The sequence below is a fragment of the Enterovibrio sp. FF113 genome, from assembly GCF_041439165.1.
In the GTDB taxonomy this organism is placed as follows: Bacteria; Pseudomonadota; Gammaproteobacteria; order Enterobacterales; family Vibrionaceae; genus Enterovibrio; species Enterovibrio norvegicus_A.
This window is the reverse complement of record NZ_JBGONO010000007.1, coordinates 126,633-148,971: the sequence shown is the minus strand read 5'-3', so window position 1 is coordinate 148,971 and position 22,339 is coordinate 126,633. Positions and strand designations below refer to the sequence as shown.

At 47.8% G+C, this 22,339-nt stretch carries 17 protein-coding genes; 8 read left to right on the top strand and 9 right to left on the bottom strand.

Annotation, left to right across the window (positions count from 1 at the left end):
* Positions 1 to 24 precede the first annotated feature (24 nt).
* Together speA and ACED36_RS07585 are read right to left on the bottom strand one after the other, a co-directional pair.
* Positions 25 to 1,947, bottom strand: a complete 1,923-nt coding sequence (speA, locus tag ACED36_RS07590) for a biosynthetic arginine decarboxylase (RefSeq protein WP_016958502.1) — start codon at positions 1,945 to 1,947, stop codon at positions 25 to 27.
* Positions 1,948 to 2,623: 676 nt separating this feature from the next.
* Complete coding sequence (locus ACED36_RS07585; protein WP_016958501.1) at positions 2,624 to 3,130, bottom strand: YfbU family protein; 507 nt, start codon at positions 3,128 to 3,130, stop codon at positions 2,624 to 2,626.
* Between the two features lie 216 nt (positions 3,131 to 3,346).
* Here ACED36_RS07585 and ACED36_RS07580 point away from each other — a divergent pair, with 216 nt between their 5' ends.
* Positions 3,347 to 3,994, top strand: a complete 648-nt coding sequence (locus ACED36_RS07580) for an energy-coupling factor ABC transporter permease (RefSeq protein ID WP_016958500.1) — start codon at positions 3,347 to 3,349, stop codon at positions 3,992 to 3,994.
* 118 nt (positions 3,995 to 4,112) lie between these two features.
* Here the strand turns inward: ACED36_RS07580 and pflA are convergent, their stop codons facing one another.
* From pflA to ycaO, 5 genes are all read right to left on the bottom strand, one after another.
* Positions 4,113 to 4,853, bottom strand: coding sequence for a pyruvate formate lyase 1-activating protein (gene pflA, locus ACED36_RS07575; protein WP_016958499.1), 741 nt, complete (start codon positions 4,851 to 4,853; stop codon positions 4,113 to 4,115).
* A gap of 200 nt (positions 4,854 to 5,053) precedes the next feature.
* On the bottom strand, positions 5,054 to 6,259 hold the full coding sequence (locus tag ACED36_RS07570; protein ID WP_371733028.1) for an EAL domain-containing protein: 1,206 nt from the start codon (positions 6,257 to 6,259) through the stop codon (positions 5,054 to 5,056).
* Positions 6,260 to 6,565: 306 nt separating this feature from the next.
* Positions 6,566 to 8,842, bottom strand: a complete 2,277-nt coding sequence (pflB, locus tag ACED36_RS07565) for a formate C-acetyltransferase (RefSeq protein WP_371733027.1) — start codon at positions 8,840 to 8,842, stop codon at positions 6,566 to 6,568.
* Positions 8,843 to 9,040: 198 nt separating this feature from the next.
* Entirely contained in the window at positions 9,041 to 10,585 is a 1,545-nt protein-coding gene (locus ACED36_RS07560) for a DUF3360 family protein (RefSeq protein ID WP_016958496.1), read from the bottom strand.
* Between the two features lie 541 nt (positions 10,586 to 11,126).
* Positions 11,127 to 12,881 (bottom strand): 30S ribosomal protein S12 methylthiotransferase accessory factor YcaO, encoded by a 1,755-nt coding sequence (gene ycaO, locus ACED36_RS07555; RefSeq protein ID WP_016958495.1) that lies wholly within the window; start codon positions 12,879 to 12,881, stop codon positions 11,127 to 11,129.
* Positions 12,882 to 13,030: 149 nt separating this feature from the next.
* Between ycaO and ACED36_RS07550 the strand changes: the two genes are divergently transcribed.
* Positions 13,031 to 14,206 carry a hypothetical protein gene (locus tag ACED36_RS07550; RefSeq protein WP_371733026.1) on the top strand — a complete coding sequence of 392 codons (1,176 nt, stop codon included), beginning with the start codon at positions 13,031 to 13,033 and terminating at the stop codon, positions 14,204 to 14,206.
* A gap of 4 nt (positions 14,207 to 14,210) precedes the next feature.
* On the opposite strand, the gene ACED36_RS07545 is transcribed toward ACED36_RS07550, so the two are convergent.
* Positions 14,211 to 15,857, bottom strand: coding sequence for an ABC transporter substrate-binding protein (locus tag ACED36_RS07545; RefSeq protein WP_017006290.1), 1,647 nt, complete (start codon positions 15,855 to 15,857; stop codon positions 14,211 to 14,213).
* Positions 15,858 to 16,240: 383 nt separating this feature from the next.
* Between ACED36_RS07545 and ACED36_RS07540 the strand changes: the two genes are divergently transcribed.
* The 4 genes from ACED36_RS07540 (at position 16,241) to ACED36_RS07525 (ending at position 19,485) form a co-directional block, all read left to right on the top strand.
* Positions 16,241 to 17,011, top strand: coding sequence for an ABC transporter ATP-binding protein (locus tag ACED36_RS07540; protein ID WP_016958492.1), 771 nt, complete (start codon positions 16,241 to 16,243; stop codon positions 17,009 to 17,011).
* A 94-nt stretch (positions 17,012 to 17,105) separates the two neighbouring features.
* Complete coding sequence (locus ACED36_RS07535) at positions 17,106 to 17,870, top strand: transporter substrate-binding domain-containing protein (protein ID WP_016958491.1); 765 nt, start codon at positions 17,106 to 17,108, stop codon at positions 17,868 to 17,870.
* Positions 17,871 to 18,049: 179 nt separating this feature from the next.
* On the top strand, positions 18,050 to 18,751 hold the full coding sequence (locus tag ACED36_RS07530; protein ID WP_017004744.1) for an ABC transporter permease: 702 nt from the start codon (positions 18,050 to 18,052) through the stop codon (positions 18,749 to 18,751).
* An 11-nt stretch (positions 18,752 to 18,762) separates the two neighbouring features.
* A complete protein-coding gene (locus ACED36_RS07525; protein WP_016958489.1) occupies positions 18,763 to 19,485 on the top strand; it encodes an ABC transporter permease in 723 nt (240 codons plus the stop codon).
* Positions 19,486 to 19,631: 146 nt separating this feature from the next.
* Here the strand turns inward: ACED36_RS07525 and xthA are convergent, their stop codons facing one another.
* Positions 19,632 to 20,438: an exodeoxyribonuclease III gene (gene xthA, locus ACED36_RS07520; protein ID WP_371733025.1), complete on the bottom strand. Its 807-nt coding sequence runs from the start codon at positions 20,436 to 20,438 to the stop codon at positions 19,632 to 19,634.
* A 224-nt stretch (positions 20,439 to 20,662) separates the two neighbouring features.
* Between xthA and ACED36_RS07515 the strand changes: the two genes are divergently transcribed.
* The gene (locus tag ACED36_RS07515; protein ID WP_017004746.1) at positions 20,663 to 21,079 is read left to right on the top strand and encodes a hypothetical protein; all 417 of its coding nucleotides are present in this window, start codon (positions 20,663 to 20,665) and stop codon (positions 21,077 to 21,079) included.
* Positions 21,080 to 21,234: 155 nt separating this feature from the next.
* Complete coding sequence (locus ACED36_RS07510) at positions 21,235 to 22,203, top strand: glutathione S-transferase family protein (RefSeq protein WP_017007102.1); 969 nt, start codon at positions 21,235 to 21,237, stop codon at positions 22,201 to 22,203.
* Positions 22,204 to 22,339 lie beyond the last annotated feature (136 nt).

Below are 22,339 nucleotides of genomic sequence, written 5' to 3'. Positions count from 1 at the left end.
CCCGCTGGAGCGGGCAATCAAAAATTAACGGTTTGAACGAATGTCTTCGAGGTAGGTGTAGCCATTTAGGCCCTCTGACAATTCAGCCAGAATTGCATCGTGCTCTTCTTCGGGCAAATGCTCTTTTACCATCTCTTCGTATTGCAGCAAGAACTGTGATGGGTCGAGATGCACATAGCGTAAAACATCGCCAACGCTGTCACCACGCTCAATGGCTTCAATGTCGAAACCGCCTTCACTGCGGCTACGCACCACGGCGGTATCCGTATCGCCAAACAGGTTGTGCATGTCGCCCAGAATTTCTTGATAAGCACCCACAAGGAAGAAACCCATGCGGTAAGGCTCTTCGTCACTCCATGCTGGAACAGCAAGGGTACTTTCGATGCCTTGTCCTTCCACGTACTGATCAACGGCACCATCAGAGTCACAGGTGATATCGAGCATGACGGCACGGCGCTCTGGCGCTTTATCAAGGTTACTGAGTGGCAAAATAGGGAAGACTTGATCGATCCCCCATGCGTCAGGTAACGACTGGAACAAAGAGAAGTTCACGAAGAACTTGTCCGCCAAACGTTCGTTCAGTTCGTCCAACACAGGACGGTGCGCTCGGTTCTTTGACGACATTTTGCGCGACAACTCGTAGCAAATACGTAGGCTGATTTGTTCTGCCCACGCGCGCTCGGCAAAGCTGACCATACCCATGGCAAACTGCATGTGCACTTCGGACAGATCGCTTTGGTTGTCATGGTGAATCTCGACCAATGAACGCTGATCGCCTGATTGGCTCAAATCTTTAAACGAATGCCACATGTTGTGCAAATTCTGAGGTGCGCTTTCAGCTGGCGCAAACACCTCTTCGCGCTGATAGCGTTCCACACCGACGACATCGGTAACCAATACTGCATGGTGTGCGGTCAGATTTCGGCCTGATTCTGAGATAATACGCGGCATTTTTATGTCGTATTCTTTGCAGACATCGCCGAGGGTATACACCACATTGTTGGCGTATTCGCGCAAGCTGTAGTTCATTGAACAGCTACTTTGGCTGCGTGTTCCTTCGTAATCGATGGCGAGACCGCCGCCCACGTCGACAGTGGTAATGCCTGCGCCAAGTTTGTGAAGTTCTGCATACACACGGGCAGCTTCGCTCACGCCGGAGCGTACATCGCGAATATTGGCGATTTGCGAACCGAGGTGGAAGTGAAGCAGTTGCAGTGAATCCAACATGTTGTGTTCACGCAGCTTGTCCATCACGGTCAGAACCTGCGAAGCAGACAGGCCAAATTTAGACTTTTCACCTCCACTTGCTTGCCATTTGCCTTTGCCTTGAGAGGCAAGACGCGCACGCAGGCCAAGACGTGGTTTCACGCCTAAGGCTTTGGCTTCTTCAAGCACCAGATCAAGTTCGGAAAGCTTTTCGAGCACGATGTACACTTCGTGGCCGAGTTTTTCACCGATGAGTGCCAGACGCACGTATTCGCGGTCTTTATAACCGTTACATACAATCACAGAGCTTGCTTGACGCGCCATGGCTAGCACCGCCATAAGTTCAGGCTTGCTGCCTGCTTCTAAGCCTAACTGACGCTGTTGACGCGCATATTGGCTTTTGAGAATTTCGCTCACAACGGCTTCTTGTTGGTTAACTTTGATGGGGTAAACCAGCAGGTATTCGCCGAGGTAGCCATAGTCAGCAATCGCATCATTAAAGTTCGCACACAGGCTGTCAACGCGGTGATGCAAGATTTCTGGGAAACGCACCAATACGGGTAGCGATGCGCCTTTTGCGATCAGCTCATCGGCCAGTGTCGATAGCCCGACAGTGTTCTCTGGACGTTTTACATCAGGACGAACAATCACTTCACCCTGAGCATTAATATCAAAGTACCCCTGACCCCAATACGGTGTGTTGTAGACATCACGGGCGTCATTAATAGACCAATCACTCATGTTCATTCCTCGGCGGTGATTGGGCACAAGCAAGTTCGCAGACCGCGGATAACGTCACGCGATCAACGGTAGCTTGTACCAAAGAAAATTATTGGATTGCGTTTAACGCAGTCAGACCTTATTCAGGCATCTGTAGCGAAAGATCAAGAAGCACGGCGTCCGCGCTTCGTGTTCGCCTTAACGATGCTCTTTTCCTGCGCGTATGCGTCGACAGGGTCTGGGGGCTGTTTTGCGGGTGAAGAGTTACTGCGATGTCGCAAACGGGGGTCAGGCTAGTCGCCAGAACATGCGGTTTTGCGAAAGATTTCATTGCCATTCCTAAAAAGGCCGTGCTGCAGACAGGCACGGTATGACAGGGAACACGGCTCTTTTATTGTCAGCATTCATTCATTGGGAAATGCTGTTCAAAGCCCGGATACACCTCATTGGCATCATCTAAACCAGAACGGGTGCGTGGCGATTAGACAACCGTTTTACGCTCGGTGCAAATAAATTAATTTGCACGTGACGAGTGATTTGTTTCATCGAATGGGTGACCGAAAAGGTAGGGCAGATAGGGGGCGGATTCTCGTCTCATCACCGTCTGTTTCACAGCCTATTTGACTGTGGTGCAGACGCAATATTTGAGACAAAAAAGCCGTTCAGGAGAACGGCTTTGAGCGAAAGCTTGTGAGAGTTATGCGTTCACGATTTGGCAAAGTTCATTGCCACAGAGGTGATACTGACGCGGACAGTTGCGCCATACAGTTAACATACGCTGATACTTCTCAAGCATCGGCATTTGGCTGTTGAAATGGTGCGAGCCTTTATCGAATTGAGGGTATAGGCCTTCAATGTCGGTAAGGAAACGAACATAGTTAACTAGATGTGCTTCTGTTGCTGCATCGAAGCCCCAGAACTGAAGGCGACGCTCATCGACATCGCATTCGCATCGTGTGCCAGCTTCTAACATGCGGAATGATTCTTGAAGTGCGTGGTGCATTTCCATGATATCAACCACCTGACGGCAGAGATCTTCAGACATATCGCCGAAGTCTTTATCAAGTTCACGCATTTGCAGCGCGTAACCACGTTCTACAATGGTTTGTAGACGACGGTACTTTTCCGCGTTTTGTGGTTCAAGTTGCGACATCAGCGAGTACTGATTAGATAGGATAAGACGCTGAGCGTGGGTCATTTCCATGGTATAGCCTCAAAAGATTAAAATTCGTTATCCAAACAGTCTCTTAATTGTCGTTAGTCGTGAGCATATTTGGCATTTCATGTGCCACAGATTAGCAGTTAGCACCGTGTGTTTTTTTGATCTCAACACAGGTTAGTTACGGTTTTTTAACTTGAAGCCTGTGTGGTGAATACTGCTTAAAATTTCGACCACAGCGGAACGTGTGATGGAGCACTCATGGTTTATTGGCAAGGATTAGGGTGGGCGTGTTTATTGGTGGCGCTTTGGTTTTGTTGGACGCCAGTCGCGTGGCAGAAAATGCATCAAGACAAAGGGTATCAGCATTTGGTGTTTGCGAGTGCCATGGTGTTGTTTTGCTTATGGGCGTTGAAAGCTGGGATCAGTGAGGGGCTCGATATTCATTTCCTCGGCATGACAGTGCTGACGCTGTGCCATGGCCCTAGGATTGCCGTTTGGATCAGTGTGTTCCCTTTGGCGTTAATGGTGGGGTTTGGCTTGTTGCCTTGGCAAGACGTTGGCCTGTATGCCTTCACCACAGCGGTGATCCCTGCTTTTGTTAGCTATGCGATATTCTGGCTTTCCTACCAGTATCTAAGTCACCATTTGTTTATCTATATTTTTGTCGCTGGGTTCTTAAATGCAGCGTTTACCCTTGTTTTTCATCTTTGTGTTGTATCGGCAGGGTATTGGATTTCAGGGCTGCATCCATGGGGAACCATTGTTGATAATTATCTGATCTTGGCCCTGTTGATGTGGTTCCCAGAAGGCTTGTTAAATGGAATGGCCGTGACTTTGCTGGCGGTGTACCGACCACATTGGCTGCGCACGTTTTATGACAAGGAGTATCTCTCTCCAGAACGTTAGATGAGACATTAACAATACCTGAAAGGGATAAACGTCTGAGGTTGCAGAGACAAAAAAACGGCCAATATGGCCGTTTTTTAATCGTTTATCTAAAGCGGGCATGTCATGGACGGCAGGCTTAGTACATCACCTTGTGGCCATAACTTTCCAAAATTGCTTTCAGCTTTTCCATGGTTTCTTTCGTTGGTGGTTTCACGTCTTTGAGGTCGTATTCGTAACCCAACGCTTCCCATTTATGCTCGCCCAATTGATGGTAAGGCAGCATCTCGATCTTTTCGATATTGTCCATGTCTTTGATGAACTCGCCGAGACGATGAACCGAATCTTCATCGTCGGTATAACCCGGAACGACCACATAGCGAATCCAGGTCTTTTGGCCGCGCTGATGCAGATAACGAGCAAAATCGAGTGTGCGGCGATTTGAAACGCCAACCAGATCTTTGTGGATTTCGTCGTTAAGTTGCTTGAGATCCAGCATCACCAAATCGGTTGTGTCGAGTACTTCGTCAACCACGTCAGTGTGTTTACGAATATAACCATTGGTATCAAGACAGGTATGAATGTTTTCTGCTTTTGCTGCACGGAAAAAGTCACGTACAAATTCAGGCTGAAGCATGGCTTCACCGCCTGACGCGGTAACGCCGCCGCCAGATGCATTGATGAAATGACGATAAGAGACCACTTCTTTCATTATTTCTTCAACAGACACTTCACGGCCATCATCCAGATCCCATGTATCGCGGTTGTGGCAGTATTTGCAGCGCATCAAGCAACCTTGCAAAAACACGATAAAGCGAATGCCAGGACCATCAACGGTTCCACAAGACTCAAAAGAGTGAATACGGCCCATCACCGACATGAGATTCTCCAAAACTACGGTAAAAAGTAAGGGGTTATATTATACCGAAACCCCTTTCAGATACAGGGATTCAGCCTGTTGGCATAGACATTATTCGGAGAGGAAGAGCGAGTTAATCGCGATGAATTTGGGGCAGGGGCAATCAGGTGTCCTTCGTTAAAAATGACAAAGTGTGCACGCTATAAACGCGTTAAGTGGCGTTAAATGGTATTAAGCACTGAAGGGGGGCAGAGGGAACGGTGATTTTTGAGCGACAACCATAACGTGTACCAATTTTCCAGGTCTTCAACAGGCATGGGCTTGGCGATAAAAAATCCCTGAGCGTAGTCGCAGCCCATATCTCGAACGCCGTGCCATGTTTCAATGCATTCAACCCCTTCGGCGACCGAAGCGACACCGATGCGCCTTGCTATCAGGATACTCGCTTCTACCAATGCACTCGCTGTTCGGCTGCTTAGCATGGGGAGAACCAAAGACAAGCCCACTTTGAGCGAGTCTAGCGGCAAAAATTCCACTTCTTGCAGTGAAGTATGCCCAGCACCAAAATCATCGATGGCAATGCGAAAGCCATTGAGCAGCAAACGCGATGCTGCCTCTTGAACTTGTCCAATATGGACGAAATGGTCGGGTTCCATCAGCTCAAAATACATGGCTTCACACAGTGTAGGGTGCGCTTTACCGATCTCGATAATTTGGTCAATGAAGTTAAGTTCAATGAGGTTGTTCATCGAGATATTCACGCCGACTGGCCGTCCTTTCAGGTCAACCTGATTGGCAATGATCTTGTCTATGACTGACAACGTGAGTTCGGACTCCAGACTCAGCGCCGAAAGTTGTCCTAAAAAATGTCGAGGTATTAGCGTGCCGCGTGTTGGGTGGTGCAAACGTTGAAGGGCTTCGCAGGCGATCCACTCTCCGTCACTTAAGCGAACAATAGGCTGAAACCACGTTTCAAACAGTTTTGCTTTCCATGCTTCAAGCACCTCATCTTCCGACAATGGAATAAGATCTTGTGGGAAATTGGTGTCATGCTCATTGGTCAGGTTGATGTAGTATTTCAGCAAAGGGATAGTGGCAGGCTTCGGGAGTATGCCTAGCACATTCAGGTGAAGGTTTTCACACATACTTTTTACCGTATCCAGCACCTTTTGCGATGCCGCGCTGGTGATGACGATACAGCCTGAAAAGCCTCTTTCTGCCATGTTGCTTAAGAGCTTGATACCGTCAATGTCAGGCAGGTGTAAATCGCAAAAGACCAAATCGGGTTTATGAGCAAGCACATGTTCAAGTGCTTCGGCACCACTTCCAGCTGTCAGAAGCATCTCATCCCCAGACAATAGCTGCATCAATTGTCCTGCTACCATGTCCCTTTGAAACGGATGATCTTCGACAAGCAATATCTTCATGTTTCCCCACAAATCCTTGGAATAGGTTGCGCTATTTAGTTGATGGGCAAGCTTTTCCCTACAGTATGGTCAGGTTTTTAGCAGACGTCGACAGAACGTCGTACGGTGGATGGGCTGGGAATTCACCAATATGGGGAGCGTGGGATATTTGGTATCAAAGATGGATAAGAGAAAGATAAGAGAAAGGTAAGAGAAAGGTAAGAGAAAGGTAAGAGACGGGAAATGGGTGTGGATATAGTGGAAAAAGGACATAAAAAAACACCTCCGCATGGGAGGTGTTTTCTGATTCAAACTGACTCTAAAAAATTATAGAGATTCAGTGAAAGTACGTGCGATAACGTCTTTTTGCTGTTCAGCAGTCAGAGAGTTGAAACGCACAGCGTAACCCGATACACGGATAGTCAACTGTGGGTAGTTCTCTGGGTGCTTAACCGCGTCTTCCAGTGTTTCACGGTTCAGAACGTTCACGTTCAGGTGTTGACCACCCTCGATGCCTGATTCGTGGTGGAAGTAACCGTCCATTAGACCAGCAAGGTTCGCTTTCTGCGTGTCGCCATCTTTACCCAGTGCGTTAGGCACGATAGAGAAGGTGTAAGAGATACCGTCTTTTGCGTGAGCAAATGGCAGTTTACCTACAGACGTCAGAGATGCGACAGCACCTTTTTCGTCACGACCGTGCATTGGGTTTGCACCCGGTGCGAATGGTGCGCCTGCACGACGACCGTCTGGCGTGTTACCTGTTTTCTTGCCGTATACCACGTTTGACGTGATAGTCAGGATAGACTGAGTAGGTACAGCGTGACGGTACGTTTTCATCTTACGAATTTTGGTCATGAAGCTTTCAACCAGTTCACATGCGATGTCATCAACACGTGAATCGTTGTTACCAAATTTCGGATAGTCGCCGTCGATGTCGAAGTCGATCGCGATGCCGTCTTCGTCACGGATAGGCTTAACCGTTGCGTATTTAATAGCAGACAGTGAGTCAGCTGCAACAGAAAGACCTGCGATACCACACGCCATGGTGCGATAAACGTCACGGTCGTGAAGTGCCATCAAAGACGCTTCGTAGCTGTACTTGTCATGCGAGTAGTGGATAGCGTTCAGTGCGGTCACGTACTGAGTTGCTAGCCAATCCATGAAGTTGTCTAGGCCAGCCCAAACTTTATCAAAGTCCAGAACTTCGTCAGTCATAGGCGCTTGCTTAGGACCCACTTGCAGCTTCATTTTCTCGTCAACACCGCCGTTGATTACATACAGCAGCGTTTTCGCAAGGTTTGCACGCGCGCCGAAGAACTGCATGTGCTTACCGATAACCATTGGTGATACACAACAAGCGATAGCGTAGTCATCGTTGTCGAAATCAGGGCGCATCAGGTCATCATTTTCGTACTGGATAGAAGACGTATCGATAGATACCTTCGCACAGAACTTCTTGAAGCCGATTGGCAGTTGCTCAGACCACAAAACAGTGATGTTTGGCTCTGGGCTTGGACCCATGGTGTAAAGCGTGTTCAGGAAGCGGAAGTTAGTACGGCTTACCAGAGTACGACCGTCAACACCCATACCACCCATTGATTCTGTTGCCCAGATTGGGTCACCAGAGAACAGCTCATCGTACTCAGGCGTACGTAGGAAGCGAACCATACGCAGCTTCATGACGAAGTGGTCGATCATTTCCTGTGCTTCAACTTCCGTGATCTTGCCTTCAGCAATATCACGCTCGATGTACACGTCTAGGAACGTAGAAGTACGACCCAAAGACATTGCTGCACCGTTTTGAGATTTAACAGCGGCTAGGTAGCCGAAGTAAACCCACTGAACTGCTTCTTGTGCAGTCAATGCAGGACCAGAGATGTCACAGCCGTATTTTGCAGCCATTTCTTTCATCTGGATCAATGCACGGTACTGCTCTTGAATTTCTTCACGCAGTTGCATGGTCATTTGAAGATCGTCGCCAGCTTCCAGTTTCGCTTGTAGCGAATGGAATTGCTTAGCTTTGTCCTTCATCAGGTAGTCGATACCGTAAAGTGCTACGCGACGGTAGTCACCGATGATGCGGCCACGGCCGTATGCATCAGGCAGACCAGTCAGAACACCAGACTTACGGCAGTTTAGGATGTCAGGGGTATAGACATCGAAAACGCCTTGGTTATGCGTCTTACGGTATTCTGAATAAATTTTTGAAACCATTGGGTCCAGCTCACGGCCGTAAGCCTTGCAAGAACCCTCGATCATACGCACACCGCCGTTAGGGATAAGTGCGCGTTTCAATGGTGCTTCAGTTTGCAGACCAACAATCTTTTCCAGATCTTGGATGATGTAACCTGCATCGTGAGCGGTAATGGTAGAAACAACAGAAGTATCGAAGTCTACAGGGGCGTGAGTTGAGTTCTCAAGCTTGATGCCTTCCATGACTTTGTCCCAAAGCGCGTTAGTCGCTTCAGTACCTTCAGTCACTAGGAATGATTCATCGCCCTCATAAGGGGTGTAGTTCTTCTGGATGAAGTCACGAACGTTAACTTCGTTCTGCCATTCGCCTTCAGCGAAACCTTCCCATGCTTTAGCAAATTGCTCAGACATGATGTACCTACCTTTTTAGTAGAAGAAAACAAGTACTTAGCGGTTTGAATGCCGCTCCACTGTGGAGACAGTGGTCAGTACGCGATCATTAAAAACTGTAAAAGCAAAAACGCTTAATTAAACGAGCTTGATTTTACGCTTTCTTAGCCTTGTATGGATAGTAATTTGGGCAGCCAAAGCGGCTGCCCAAATCAATAATTACATCAGTGCTGGAATACCGAACTGATCTTCGAGCATACCAACCGCCAGCATAGCAACCAGACAGATAACTAATACTGAACCAGGAATCACGATACGGTCTACAAAAGACAGTTTCTTCGCACGCTCTTTGTCACCGATGAGACCGTTGTTGTCCAACAGCATTGCCAGTGCCCATGCTAGTACTGGGTTCGCAACCATGGCAGCGAAGATACAGATACCGGCTGATTGTGAATCTTTGGTTTCACGAATCATCTGAACGCCAGCTTCAAGCAATGGCAGGAATACACCAACCAGTAGCGCGATACGCATCACTGGTGGCCATACTGCAACGTCCATAGGGAAGCCAAGGATGGCAATAATGATGCACAGTGAGCCAAGCAAAATTGCACCCGCTGGAATTGGGCGTTTCGCAATGGCTGCTGGGATCATGTAAGTACCCCAAGATGAAGTGATGTTACCGCCACCTACCGCTGTACCTACGATCTGACGTAGTGAACAAGTGGTCATGGTGTCATCTACGTCCATCAGTACTTTTTCGGTTTTTCTCGGGTAGTTCAACTCTTGGAAGATACGGTGACCCAAGAAGTCTGGTGACCACATAGCAACAGCAAGAATGGCAAATGGCAATGATGCAATAAAGTGCTGCAGATTCGGCAGACCCAGCATCCAACCTTGCTCAGTGCTTCCCCACCAATAAACAGGGTTCAGGTTAGGCAGACCCATTTCGGTTGTGAACGTCAGGTCAAAGCCTGCGCCCATGGCCAATGCAGTAATTAAGCCCAATACCGCACAAGCAGGAATGGCCAACCAACGTTTGCCGATACGCGCTAGCAATGCGTAAAGAATGACGTTTACGGCAAGGACAACCAGACCGATATAGCCCATGCTGCCTTTAGCCACTGACGCTGACTCTAAGCCCTTGGCCCAAGATTGAATGTCACTGATTTGGCTCATTGCACCGGTAAAACCAAGGAAGACAAGCAGACCACCTGCTACACCTTCACTGGTGAGGTTGACCAGTTTTGAACCGCCCTTGAAGTAACTCAACGTCAGGCCAAACACACCAAGAAGTAATGCTAAAGCGAGGGGGTGAGCGCCTGCCAGCGCAATGGTTCCGATCAACGGGATCATTGGGCCGTGGTTACCAGCAAGGTTTGCACGAGGGTTAATAAAGCCAGATGCCAAGATACAGAAAAGCAGCGCTGGGATAAGCATCTCAACACGTGCGACTTCGATGGCGAATTCTTTACCGAGGTTGATGTGGTCCCAAGCTTGTGTCAGGCCATCGGCCCAAGACATCATTACCGCTGAGTACATTGCGATAATGCCGATAGTGCCTGCAAGAGCTGGAACTAAATCTTCGAGTTCGAAACGGAAATCACGGCCAGGAAGGTTAAGTTTCCAACGGCGTGGGTTCATGATTTGAAGTTCGTGGTCCAGGTAATCTGAACGCGTTGCGAACTCCGAAGCGGGACGGTGCTTAGCTTGATACTCGCTTTGCGCCTGATCACCGATTTGCTCTGATGGGGCTTGGGTTGACATAAAGTCCTCTACGTACAAAAGCAAACAGAACTGGTTACGCTCTCGCCTTGTTCAGCAAATGTTTCACCCTTGAAATAAGGTGTGAAACGGGCAAAAGCCGGGAGCCAAAATTCGTAACATGAATATTAACAAACCTCTTCTCGGCCAACTTGATTTAGATCATTTTCGTGAAAATAAATTACACGCCAGGCAGAAGGGGATTGGTCAAATAGCAATCAAATGGTCGTATTTACGACTAAATCTGTCTATTTGGATGCGAAACTGAAATAAAATTACCAAAGGTGGAGTGTGATGCGTGCTACAGAAATGTGTGAATCAACGTGTTTTTACAGAGAAACATCGGGGGCAACCAGCCTCAATGAATGAATTTCGGACGCATATCATTTTTTCTCAAAAACCAAACGTCTTAAGTTGTTCCTTTCTTAAGGGGGGATCATTTATAAGCGGATGACATCAACAATCGATGCTCACCGACAACCATATTGCAAAAAAACGCCCACATGACGAATCACCATGTGGGCGTGTAACCGTCTATTGGGTGTTAGTCTTGCGCGGCAGCTTTTGCTTTTTGAAGCTTATGGTAAGAGCCCAGTAGCTTCTGATGCGCACCGAATTCGGTGAGCGACGCTTCCGGCGCGGTCAAGCCATAAAAGCGAATATCGCCAGTGATGGACTGCCAAACGGCTTCTGTCACGCTGTCACCATAGGTGAAGCCAAATGCGCGTCGGTATTCAACAGGGTCGCGCTCTTTGTCTTGCGCAAGTTCTAGGCTTGCAATCAAACAGCGCATAAACACTGAGCGCTCTTGGCTGTAAATCGTGGCGTTGTAATCCAAGCTCCATACGGCGAAGTCTTGTGTTGATTCCAAATCGCCCATCGCCAATGCCAATAAGCATTTCAGTTCGCCAATGGTGAGTGATTTCCAAATGGTGCCTGCGTCCGGCGCAATACCCATCAGCTCACATACCATGTAGCTGTCGTCGAAATCCGCCATTTCTAGCACATCGAACAAGAATTCACAGGCGTCATCGCTGTATTCCGTCGCTAGCAGCATGCCTAAAGCATCACGCAAATCGGTGCCACGGTTGTTGTTGCAAAGCTGCACTTCTTCCGGTGGGTAGATTTCAGACCAGCCCGGTACGATGATGCGGCAGCAGTTCACGCCCAAGTGGTCGTAATCGGCAATATAAGCGTCGGCGTCTTCAGCGTGCAGTTTTGCTAGCAGCCAATCCACTTCTTCTTGCGAGGTTCCCTCAAAGTTCCATTCTGCAAATGCGTAATCTGGCGTGTCTTTGAACATGTCCCAAGACACAGTGCCTGATGAATCAATAAAATGCGTTTCCAGGTTGTGGTGATCAGCCACATCTTCATCGTGGAAAGATGGCGCTTCGAACACATCGAGATCTTTCAGGCTGCGGCCTTGCAATAGCTCTGTCACAGTGCGCTCTAGTGCCACTTGGAAGCGAGGGTGTGCCCCCCATGACGTAAAACAAGTGCCGTTATGCGGGTTAAACAGCGTGACGCAAACAACGGGGTAGTTGCCGCCCATGGACGCGTCGTACACAACGATAGGGAAGCCTTCGGCAACCATCGCATCAATAGACGCTTGAATAGACGGGTATTGAGCCAGTACTTCAGCAGGGATCTCCGGCATGCTCAGACGCTGCGAAATAATACGGTTTTTAATGGCGCGTTCGAAGACTTCGGACAATGCTTGGCTGCGCGCTTCTGTTTGCGTGTTACCTGCTGACATGCCATTTGACACGTACAAGTTGCCGATGATGTTCATGGGTACATAAACGGTTTGTTGATCTTTCTGACGTGCGAACGGCAATGCGCAGATACCGCGATCTTCATTGGCCGATTGAAGATCAATGAGATCTGAACAAGTTAGCATTTGGTCTGGATCATAGAACGCAGACATCGGTTGATCTAACAGACCTTCTGGTAGGCTGTCGTCGTCAGTGAGCGGGAACCATTTCTCGTTCGGGTAGTGAACAAACGAAGAGTCAGCGATCTCTTTGCCAAGATAGAAATCGGCATAGAAATAGTTGCACGACAAACGCTCGAAATATTCCCCCAGCGCAGACGCTAACGCGGCTTTTTTGCTGGCACCTTTGCCGTTAGTAAAGTTCATTGGTGCGTCAACGTCACGAATATGAACAGACCAAACGTTAGGGACAGGGTTTAGCCAGGAAACAGGTTCAACGTTAAATCCCGCAGCGGTTAGCTTGGATTCAAAACGATTGATCGACTCTTCCAGTGCGGCATCTTTGCCAGGGATATAGGTTTTCATGGGGTTCTCAATCTCACAGAGGGGCTGGGAGTATATACTCATAATGTCAAAATATTGCTACGTACTTGCAAAAAATAGACGCTCAGTTAGCCAGCAGTTGTCCAAATTACGTTATAGTCGAGATATCAAATCGTTAATGGCTGAGGGATATGAAATTATTTGGCGCCGGCATCCTCCTATTCAGTGTGATTTTTCCAGTACAGGCCAGCGATCCTGACTTCTCCAATCACCTGAACCGCATTGAACAGTTATTGTCTCAAGATAATTTCAGTGATGCCGCAGATCTCGCAAAAGCCATTGTGGCTGATAACGAGGAACAAGAAGCGCTTCATCAACGTCTGCTTGGTTTTATCTATTTACATGAAGGCAATTATGACCGCGCCTATGTTGCATATACAAAAGCCATTGAGTACCGAAAGTTACCTGCCAGTTTGCGACAGGATACATTAGGTGCATTAGTGTCTTTGTCGATGAAAAGGGATAGGTCAGACATGGCTGTCAGCTATGGTCGTACCTATCTCGATGAATTTCCGCCGTTTCAGCCCGTTGCACAGTTATACACGCGAGCCTTATTCACACAGAAAAACTACCGTGAAGCCTTAAAACAAAGCAACGCGATTATTGCGCGTTATGCTGATGTGCCTGAGTTTATCTGGCAGATCAAAGCGCTCAGTGAGGAACAGCTTAAGCAACACCGCGCTTTGGTGAATACAACGCGAATTATTCAGCAGAAGTTTGGTGACGAATTTCGTTGGCAGCAAAAACAAGCCATGGCCTATGCCAGTTTGGGTGAGGTGCGTCAGGCACTTTCAATCTTGAAATCTGAGCAAAAGAAAGGGTCAGCGCTGAGTGAGGCGGATTATCTCGATATGGCGCAATTTGCCAGCATGCTCGGTGAGCCGGTGCAAGCGATGGGCTTTCTCAATCAAGGCATTCAAAAAGAGCAGGTCGGTACTAGTCGAGACGTATTAAGGCGTAAATTGCAATATCACATGCAGGCTGGACAATGGTCATTAGCATGGGAAGTGGCGTCAGTACTTAATAAAGAAGAGCCGGAACTTTATCTGCTTAAAGCACAATCTCGTGTCGCCTCGGAACTACAACGCTGGTCAGATGCTGCCATGTTGTCGCAACAGGCGATTGATATGGGAGGGTATCGAGATGCCTTTTTATGGGAAATTCTGGGCTATAGCGCGATGAAATCCAACCAATTGTCATTGGCTCGTTCGGCGTATGAAACCCTGCGAGAACTTGACCCCGCAAGCGACGCTGATGTTTGGCTAAAAACGTTAGATTTAATGACGAACGAGTCAACGACGGAGTAGCTCGCTACTCGCCGTCAACTGGTTCGAGTGCCAATAGCTGAATCAGACGCAGCCTTTCTGTGTACCAAATAGGTGGAACGTTGGGTGTACCATCGGCATGTCTGCGCCACCCTTTAAATCGGTTTTTTGTAAATTCCACCGTCTCCAACTTGTAATAAAGAGGCACGGTCACCTGTTGTTCTGAGATGAGCAAGTGGAGGCGGTTAATCACTTTTCGTTGCCCTTCTTGCGTGGTTTCGAGCAAAAATGCATCGAGCAGTTGGTTGATTTCTTCATCACGAAAGTAGTGCTGCGCAAAGCGGGGGTCTAACGGCGTTTGGTAGCGACTGTTGAACGCAGAATTGAGATAGCGAAAAGGCGTCATGCCTGAAAAGTAGTTCGTTATGCTCATGTCATAACGGGCTTCTGCCATTTGCTCCGTGTATTTTGAAAAAGGCAGTGCTTGGCTATCGATTTTTATACCAATGGCATTCAACATTTCTGCCGTGATATTGGCGGCAGAGGTGAAGTCACTCCAACCTGATGGTGCGATAAGACTCAGTGAGAGTGGGGCGCCAGAGGGCAGCTCACGAAATCCATCGTCATTGGTGTCTTTGAGGCCCATTTCATCAAGAAGACGTGCAGCGGTATTTGGGTGAAAGCGAATGTAGTACAGGTGCTGTTCTGCCGCTGAGTTCACAATCCAATCGTCAAATTTAGACTCTAACCCACTGGCAAATGCCGCCTTTTCGCCTTGACCAAATACCGCAATATCGATGATCAGGTCGCGCGCTAGACTCATGGAGATGGCGCGACGAAATCTGACATCTTGAATAACGTTGCGTGTTTCAGGATCGGGGTGGTTGAAATTAAAAAGCAGGCTGACAATGGTCGACGGCTTATGGTGGTAGTGATAGTCAGGAGAATACGACGAGTAATTTCGCTCAATATCAGGAATAAACGCACTTGCCCAATCAAACTCACCATTACTTAAGCGAGAGATCAGTTCGTCATTGGTACGCACCAATGGATACCGAATACAGTCGATCTTAAGCGCATCTTGTTGCCAATAATTGGGATTGCGGCACTGCACGACGTTGTTACTGCTAAATGCACGAATATCGGTAAAAGGGCCACTACCCACAGGCATGGCATTGAGGTAATAGCGTTTGTCCCTAATATCCTTCCATTGGTGCTCCGGAACGATAATCGCCTCTTGCAGACGCAGCGCAATTTGCGCGTTTGGGCGAGTTAACGAGACGTATACCTCATTTTCACCACGTTTTTCGACACGTTCGATCCACTCGCCGAGTGAATTGTAATCCAGTTCTGGTTCGTTTTTGAGCAGTGACAAACTGAAGACAACATCATCCGCAGAGAAGGAAACACCATCAGACCACTGAATACCGTCTCTTAGGGTCAATGTAATCCCCTTTAAGTCAGGCGACAGGGCGTAGCTTTTGGCCAAGCGATAGTGAGTGACATCGTCTTCGAATACCATCAAAGGTTCAAAGATGAAATCCCGCGTCGTCGCCAGTTTATCGGGGCGAAAAGGGTTGTAGTTACGCACGAAACCGTTTGATAGCTCGGGGATGATCGTTAGTGTGTGAGTCGCGGCGATACCTGCAAAAGAGACAAGCGCGAAACACAGTGTCAGCAAGCGGGAAAGCATATGTCTCTCGATATTGAAATATAAGAGTATTGTCTCAAAACACACCCTACACTAACCTTAACTAACCATCAATGAAATCGATGGCATTGCAATTATTCACTCTGTTTATTTATGCATTTAAAATGACTTATTTTTTACCCACTTAAAGGTTAACAAATTGTTGCTGTTGGAACTGATGGGTGTTATTTTCACAGAAACGAGCTTAAGCAGTGAATTGTGTTGTAGCACGGGTGAAAATTACAGGATTGTCAATTGAATCGCCGAGCTTCACTATTTTGGTCATTATTACTGAGTTCAAATCACGTTTGAACTCAGTGTTTATGCGGCTGAGAACTAGATTCAACGAAAAGCGACGTGCTAACAGAATGACAGGAGTCAAGCGCATGACGGAAGCAGTAGCGCTGCAGATTAAAGACCTACATAAAACGTTCGGTCAACACGAAGTTTTAAAAGGAATTTCACTGGATGCACATCGCGGCGATGTGATTTCAATTATCGGTTCTTCCGGTTCAGGTAAGAGTACCTTTCTTCGCTGCATCAACCTACTTGAAACGCCGACCAGCGGAGAAATCTGGGTCAATGGTGAACTGATCGAGATGAAGAATGGACGCGGTGGTGACGCCATTCCTGTCAGTGAAAAACAAGTTCAACGTATTCGCTCTCGCCTCGCCATGGTTTTCCAAGGTTTCAACCTCTGGTCTCACATGACCGTCATGGAAAACGTCATCGAAGCCCCTATCCATGTTCTTGGTGTATCGAAAGCTGAAGCCATAGAGCGCGCAGAAGCTTACCTTCAGCGTGTTGGCCTTTATGAGCGCCGAGATTATTACCCCGGTCATTTGTCAGGCGGTCAGCAACAACGTGCCGCAATAGCTCGCGCACTCGCTGTTGAGCCAGAAGCGCTATTATTTGATGAACCGACGTCAGCACTCGACCCCGAATTGGTCGGTGAAGTACTCAATGTGATGAAAATTCTCGCAGAAGAAGGGCGCACCATGCTGGTGGTTACCCACGAAATGGCGTTTGCTCGCGATGTATCCAATCACGTGATGTTCTTGCATCAAGGACGAGTAGAAGAGCAGGGGCATCCTGAAAAGCTCTTTACCTCGCCTGAGTCAGAACGTTTAAAACAATTTATTTCTTCAATTTACTAACGTTCTTCAATTTATTAACGCGTAGCTACGCATATTCGACAGATGGAAAAGGAATATCCCCATCTGGTTCAAATATCCATAAGGAGACAGAAAGATGAAAAAATGGTTAGTTGCTGTAGCAGTCACTGCTGCACTTGGCGCGACAGCTGTTCAAGCGAAAGAGTGGAAAGATGTACGCATCGCTGTGGATGTACCTTATGAACCGTTCGAATACAAAGCACCCGATGGCACGTTGACAGGTTTTGAAGTAGACCTAGGTAATGCAGTGTGTGAAAACGCAAAACTAAACTGTAGCTGGGTTGTGCAAGCGTGGGATGGCATCATTCCTGGCTTGAAAGCACGTAAATACGACGTGATCTTCTCTTCTATGTCGATCACTGAAGAACGTGCGAAGCAAGTTGCGTTTTCAGAACCTTACTACAACACCCCAAGTGGCTACTTCGCACCCAAAGCGTCTACTTTGAACCCAAGTGATGTTGCATCACTGGCGGGTAAGCGTATTGGTGTTCAACGTGGCACGATCCAAGATAACCACGCGACTGACACATTTGGCAAAACTGCTGAAATCAAGCGCTACACAACCGGTGATGATCTGGTTTTGGATCTGCAAGGCGGTCGTCTTGACGTAGTACTGATTGACTTCCCTGTTGGTGAAGCTGCGATTTTGGGTGCGTCTGATGGTGCTAACTTCAAAACCGTTGGTGAGAATATTCAACTCGGTAATGGTGTTGCTGCAGCGTTCCGTCAGCGCGACAAAGGCTTGGTTGAGATCTTCAATGCATCGTTGGCTGAAGTAAAAGCAAACGGTACATATGATGAGATCATGAACAAGTACTTTAAGTACGACATCAAAATGTAATTGATCGTCCTTGAGGGTGAGTATTCAGTGTTGAATGCTGCCCTCAAGTTAGAGCAACACCCTGTATACCGTTAACGGACAGAGCTAACGATATACAGAGCGTTCCAAAGGGCGCCGGATATGCTCCCTTGCGACCGATGACAATCGACGTCGGTTTTTTTACGTGCAGGAGGTAAAGGATGTTAGATCTGCATGGTTATGGCCCTTCCATATTTATGGGCGCTATTCTGACCGTCGAATTGGCGGTGCTTTCAGCGATTATTGCTTTGTTACTTGGATTGGTAACAGCGATGGCTCGCGTCTCCAAAAACCGCTTCGCGCGTGGCGTGGCGACAGTGTATTCCACGGTTGTTCGTGGCGTGCCTGACCTGGTACTGATGCTGCTGATCTTCTTCGGCGTTCAGATCATGCTCAACAACTTTTCTGACTGGCTCTATGACACCTACGAATATGATGTTTTCTTTAACGTCGATGAATTCACCGCAGGCGTTTCGACCATCGGCTTTATATTCGGCGCATACATGGCTGAAACCTTTCGTGGCGCGTTTCTCGCGGTTGATCGAGGTCAACTTGAAGCGGGCACCGCTTACGGCATGAGTGACTGGATGGTGTTTCGTCGCATTATGTTCCCGCAAATGATGCGTCACGCTCTGCCGGGTATCGGCAACAACTGGTTGGTTTTGGTGAAAACCACAGCGCTGGTTTCCGTGATTGGCTTGGCTGATATGACGCGCTTGGCAAAAGAAGCCGCGGGCGCGGTGAACGAACCGTTTAAATTCTTTATTCCGGTAGCGATTGTCTACCTGATGATCACGTCCGTTTCTGAGCTAGGCCTTAAAAGACTGGAACGTAAATTCAGTGCTGGTGTGGTAAGAGGCTAAGGAGAGTCGGAATGTTAGAATCACTGTATGCTTTTCTCGATCAAAACGAGATTTTCACCTCAACGACCATTGTCCATTACTGGAGTGGCTTAACCACTACGGTTCAGTTAGTGGTACTGTCACTGATCCTCGGCCTTATTTTGTCTGTGCCGTTGGCTGTCGCAAGAACGTCAAAGAACCCATGGATTAACCGTCCCGTTTGGATTTATGTGTATGTGTTCCGTGGAACGCCACTCTTGATCCAGCTTTATCTGATTTACTATGGTGTGGCGAAAATTGAAGGCATTCAACAGTCCATGTTTTGGGCGATTGTTGAAGATGCGTTCTACCCATGCTTATTTGCTTTCGTGCTGAATACCGCGGCTTATACGACTGAGATTTTGCGTGGCGCCATGATGGCGACGCCGAATGGTGAAATTGAAGCGGGCAAGGCGTATGGCATGTCGCGCTTTACGATTCTTCGTCGCATTATTTTGCCGTCTTCATTTCGTCGTGCATTGCCGGCTTACAGCAACGAAGTTATCTTCATGCTACATGCCAGTTCGATTGCATCCGTCGTCACCATTATTGACCTGACAGGCGCAGCAAGAGACATCTACGCACGTTTCTACGCACCGTTTGATGCGTTCTTGTTTGTCGCGGCTATTTATCTGTGCTTAACGTTCAGCATTGTTTATGGCTTTAAGCGACTAGAGCATCGCTGGCATAGGCATTTGAGACCGTTGGAAAGCTAAGAGCAGGGCCTAGGAAGAGCAAAAGAACAAAATCCCAAAGCAAAAAAGAAACCGCCATATATCGGCGGTTTTTTTGTGGGCGTTGTAACCTAATGCTCTTCCTTAGGATCTAGGACCTGCTCTTCCTAGGACTTTCTCTTCCGCGCTTACTCGAAGGTTGCCCAAATTGGCGCGTGATCGGACGGCTTCTCAATGCCTCGAAGCTCGTAATCAATGCCAGTATCTACGCATTTCGCCGCGAGAGAGGGGGTTGCAAGAACCACATCAATGCGTAGGCCACGGTTGTCGTCAAAGCCACGTGAGCGGTAATCGAACCATGAGTACTTGTCGTCGGCATCTGGGAACTGCTGGCGGAAGGTATCCACAAAGCCCCAGTTCATCAGTGTTGCCAGCATTTCACGTTCTTCTGGCTGGAACGAACATTTGCCAGTTTTCAACCAGCGCTTGCGGTTCACTTCGCCAATGCCGATATCTAAATCCATTGGGCTGATATTGATGTCGCCCATCACGATCACGTTTTCTTCGTTGGTGTGCGCGTCATTGAGGTAAGTCATCAAGTCGCTGTAAAATTTTATCTTTGCAGGGTACTTGGTTTCGTGCGCAATGTTTTCACCCTGCGGGAAGTAACCGTTGAGTACCGTCACTTCACTGCCATCGGCCTGTTTGAAGGTGGCCATAATCATTCGGCGCTGGGCATCTTCTTCGTCAGTCGGGAATCCTTTTTGGACCTTGATGGGTTCTTCTTTACACAGCATGGCCACGCCATAGTGTGCTTTTTGACCGTGAAAATAGACCTTGTAACCCATAGCTTCGACATCTTCGAGAGGGAAGGCTTCGTCGTGAACTTTGATTTCTTGCAAGCCAATCACATCAGGTTGATGTTTCTCGATCAGTGCTTGAAGTTGGTGAAGACGTGCTCGTAGGCCATTGATATTAAATGAGATGACTTTCATGTCTTTGTTCTACTCTTTATTTGGTGAAATACGTTGAGCGCAGCGTATTGTAACTGATTATGGTTCAGAGTGGTTGTGTAAAGCGCCTTGGAAAAAACACAATCCAATGCGTCATAACGCAGAGTCTTACATTTGCAACTATGCTGTAGTAAAACAATATTATTGGCAATCAAGGTGTTGTTTGTCTTATACCCATGGTGAGAGGTCATTAAATGAAAATGTGCATGCTGATAAAAACAGCGATGGTCTCATCGGCTCTTATTCTCGTTGCAGGGTGCAGCGAGTACGGTGATTTCACCACAGAGCAGATTTGCAAGGCGAGCCTAGCTGTCATCAAGGGAAAAAGCCCAACCATGATGATGACGGACAAGGTTGTTAAGGAAGAAGAAACGGGGCTCGATGTTTTCTACATTTCCTATCCACGACCTGATGATAACAATAAGTGGCATGTGCGCTGTAAAGTAAACAAGAAGCGCGCGATTTGGGCTCAAAATGAGGGACGATGGCGAGATCAGGCTCAAGATCCGACAATACGATTTGTCATTAATGATGATGAAATTGAAATCAATGAAATGTACCCAGACGGTAGCGCGGCAAAAAAGGTGACCTTTAACATCAGCATGCTGGGTGGTCGTACTTAATCCGTTTTTATCCACACGCTTTCTAAATTAAGCCCCTCATTCGAGGGGCTTTTTTCTGATGTTCAGTTTTTTCGAATAAGTCTGCCAACTTCCTGCTACCGACATTGTTGCGTTTGCTTAATACACTGATTGCAGATGAGTTGAGGAGAGAGATGATGGGAAAGTTAGTTGAAGGTGTCTGGCATGACGTGTGGTACGACACAAAAGCGTCCAACGGAAAATTCGTCCGTGAAGATGCGGGTTTCCGATCTTGGGTAACGCCGGACGGCGAAGCGGGGCCAACGGGCGAGTCAGGCTTCAAAGCCGAATCAGGTCGTTATCACCTTTACGTGTCGTTAGCCTGTCCTTGGGCACATCGCACCTTGATCTTCCGCAAACTGAAAGGCCTTGAACCACACATTGATGTGTCCATAGTCAGCCCGGATATGCTTGAAAGCGGGTGGGTGTTTGATTCACCTGAGCCATTGTTCGGCTTCAACTTCATGCATCAAATCTACACCAAGGCAAAATCGTTTTACACTGGACGCGTGACTGTCCCCGTTCTTTGGGACAAGAAAACCCAAACCATTGTCAGTAACGAATCGTCAGAAATCATCCGCATGTTTAATTCGGCGTTTAACGAGCTAACAGGCAATACTGACGATGACTACCCAGAAGCACTTCGTGGCACGATTGATGAGTGGAACGATTATATCTACCCACATATCAATAACGGCGTTTATCGCAGCGGGTTTGCCACCACGCAAGAAGCCTACGAAGATGCGTTTGATCATTTGTTTGCAGCGCTAGATAAAGTCGATGCACATTTGGCGAGCCATCGATATCTGGCAGGCGATCATATCACCGAAGCAGATTGGCGCTTATTCACCACACTGGTTCGTTTTGATCCTGTGTATGTGAGTCACTTTAAATGCAACCATCAGCAGATCGCTCAGTATCCTAACTTGTTTGGTTATATGAAAGAGCTGTACCAAGTGGAAGGGGTGGCAGACACGGTCAACATGCATCATATCAAGCGTCACTACTATTTCAGTCACGCTAACATCAATCCGACACGTATTGTGCCTAAAGGGCCAGAGCAGGATTTGTGGGCGCCTCATGGCAGAGGCGTCATCGGTAAATAGCGCAATGCGGCGGTCAATCAAGAAGTGCAGCCATCAAGTACAAACGAAAAAAGCCAGCTCAATGAGCTGGCTTTTTAAATGATGGTGGTGGGAGAAGGATTCGAACCTTCGAAGGCGGAGCCGTCAGATTTACAGT

What these genes read in the sequence shown, in the direction of transcription:
- ACED36_RS07570 (WP_371733028.1), bottom strand. Translation starts at nt 6,259, where the DNA reads ATGAAGATATTGCTTGTCGAAGATCATCCGTTTCAAAGGGACATGGTA.
- pflA (WP_016958499.1), bottom strand. Translation starts at nt 4,853, where the DNA reads ATGTCGGTGATGGGCCGTATTCACTCTTTTGAGTCTTGTGGAACCGTT.
- speA (WP_016958502.1), bottom strand. Translation starts at nt 1,947, where the DNA reads ATGAGTGATTGGTCTATTAATGACGCCCGTGATGTCTACAACACACCG.
- ACED36_RS07540 (WP_016958492.1), top strand. Translation starts at nt 16,241, where the DNA reads ATGACGGAAGCAGTAGCGCTGCAGATTAAAGACCTACATAAAACGTTC.
- pflB (WP_371733027.1), bottom strand. Translation starts at nt 8,842, where the DNA reads ATGTCTGAGCAATTTGCTAAAGCATGGGAAGGTTTCGCTGAAGGCGAA.
- ACED36_RS07585 (WP_016958501.1), bottom strand. Translation starts at nt 3,130, where the DNA reads ATGGAAATGACCCACGCTCAGCGTCTTATCCTATCTAATCAGTACTCG.
- ACED36_RS07535 (WP_016958491.1), top strand. Translation starts at nt 17,106, where the DNA reads ATGAAAAAATGGTTAGTTGCTGTAGCAGTCACTGCTGCACTTGGCGCG.
- ycaO (WP_016958495.1), bottom strand. Translation starts at nt 12,881, where the DNA reads ATGAAAACCTATATCCCTGGCAAAGATGCCGCACTGGAAGAGTCGATC.
- ACED36_RS07515 (WP_017004746.1), top strand. Translation starts at nt 20,663, where the DNA reads ATGCTGATAAAAACAGCGATGGTCTCATCGGCTCTTATTCTCGTTGCA.
- ACED36_RS07545 (WP_017006290.1), bottom strand. Translation starts at nt 15,857, where the DNA reads ATGCTTTCCCGCTTGCTGACACTGTGTTTCGCGCTTGTCTCTTTTGCA.
- ACED36_RS07525 (WP_016958489.1), top strand. Translation starts at nt 18,763, where the DNA reads ATGTTAGAATCACTGTATGCTTTTCTCGATCAAAACGAGATTTTCACC.
- xthA (WP_371733025.1), bottom strand. Translation starts at nt 20,438, where the DNA reads ATGAAAGTCATCTCATTTAATATCAATGGCCTACGAGCACGTCTTCAC.
- ACED36_RS07530 (WP_017004744.1), top strand. Translation starts at nt 18,050, where the DNA reads ATGTTAGATCTGCATGGTTATGGCCCTTCCATATTTATGGGCGCTATT.
- ACED36_RS07550 (WP_371733026.1), top strand. Translation starts at nt 13,031, where the DNA reads ATGAAATTATTTGGCGCCGGCATCCTCCTATTCAGTGTGATTTTTCCA.
- ACED36_RS07580 (WP_016958500.1), top strand. Translation starts at nt 3,347, where the DNA reads ATGGTTTATTGGCAAGGATTAGGGTGGGCGTGTTTATTGGTGGCGCTT.
- ACED36_RS07560 (WP_016958496.1), bottom strand. Translation starts at nt 10,585, where the DNA reads ATGTCAACCCAAGCCCCATCAGAGCAAATCGGTGATCAGGCGCAAAGC.
- ACED36_RS07510 (WP_017007102.1), top strand. Translation starts at nt 21,235, where the DNA reads ATGGGAAAGTTAGTTGAAGGTGTCTGGCATGACGTGTGGTACGACACA.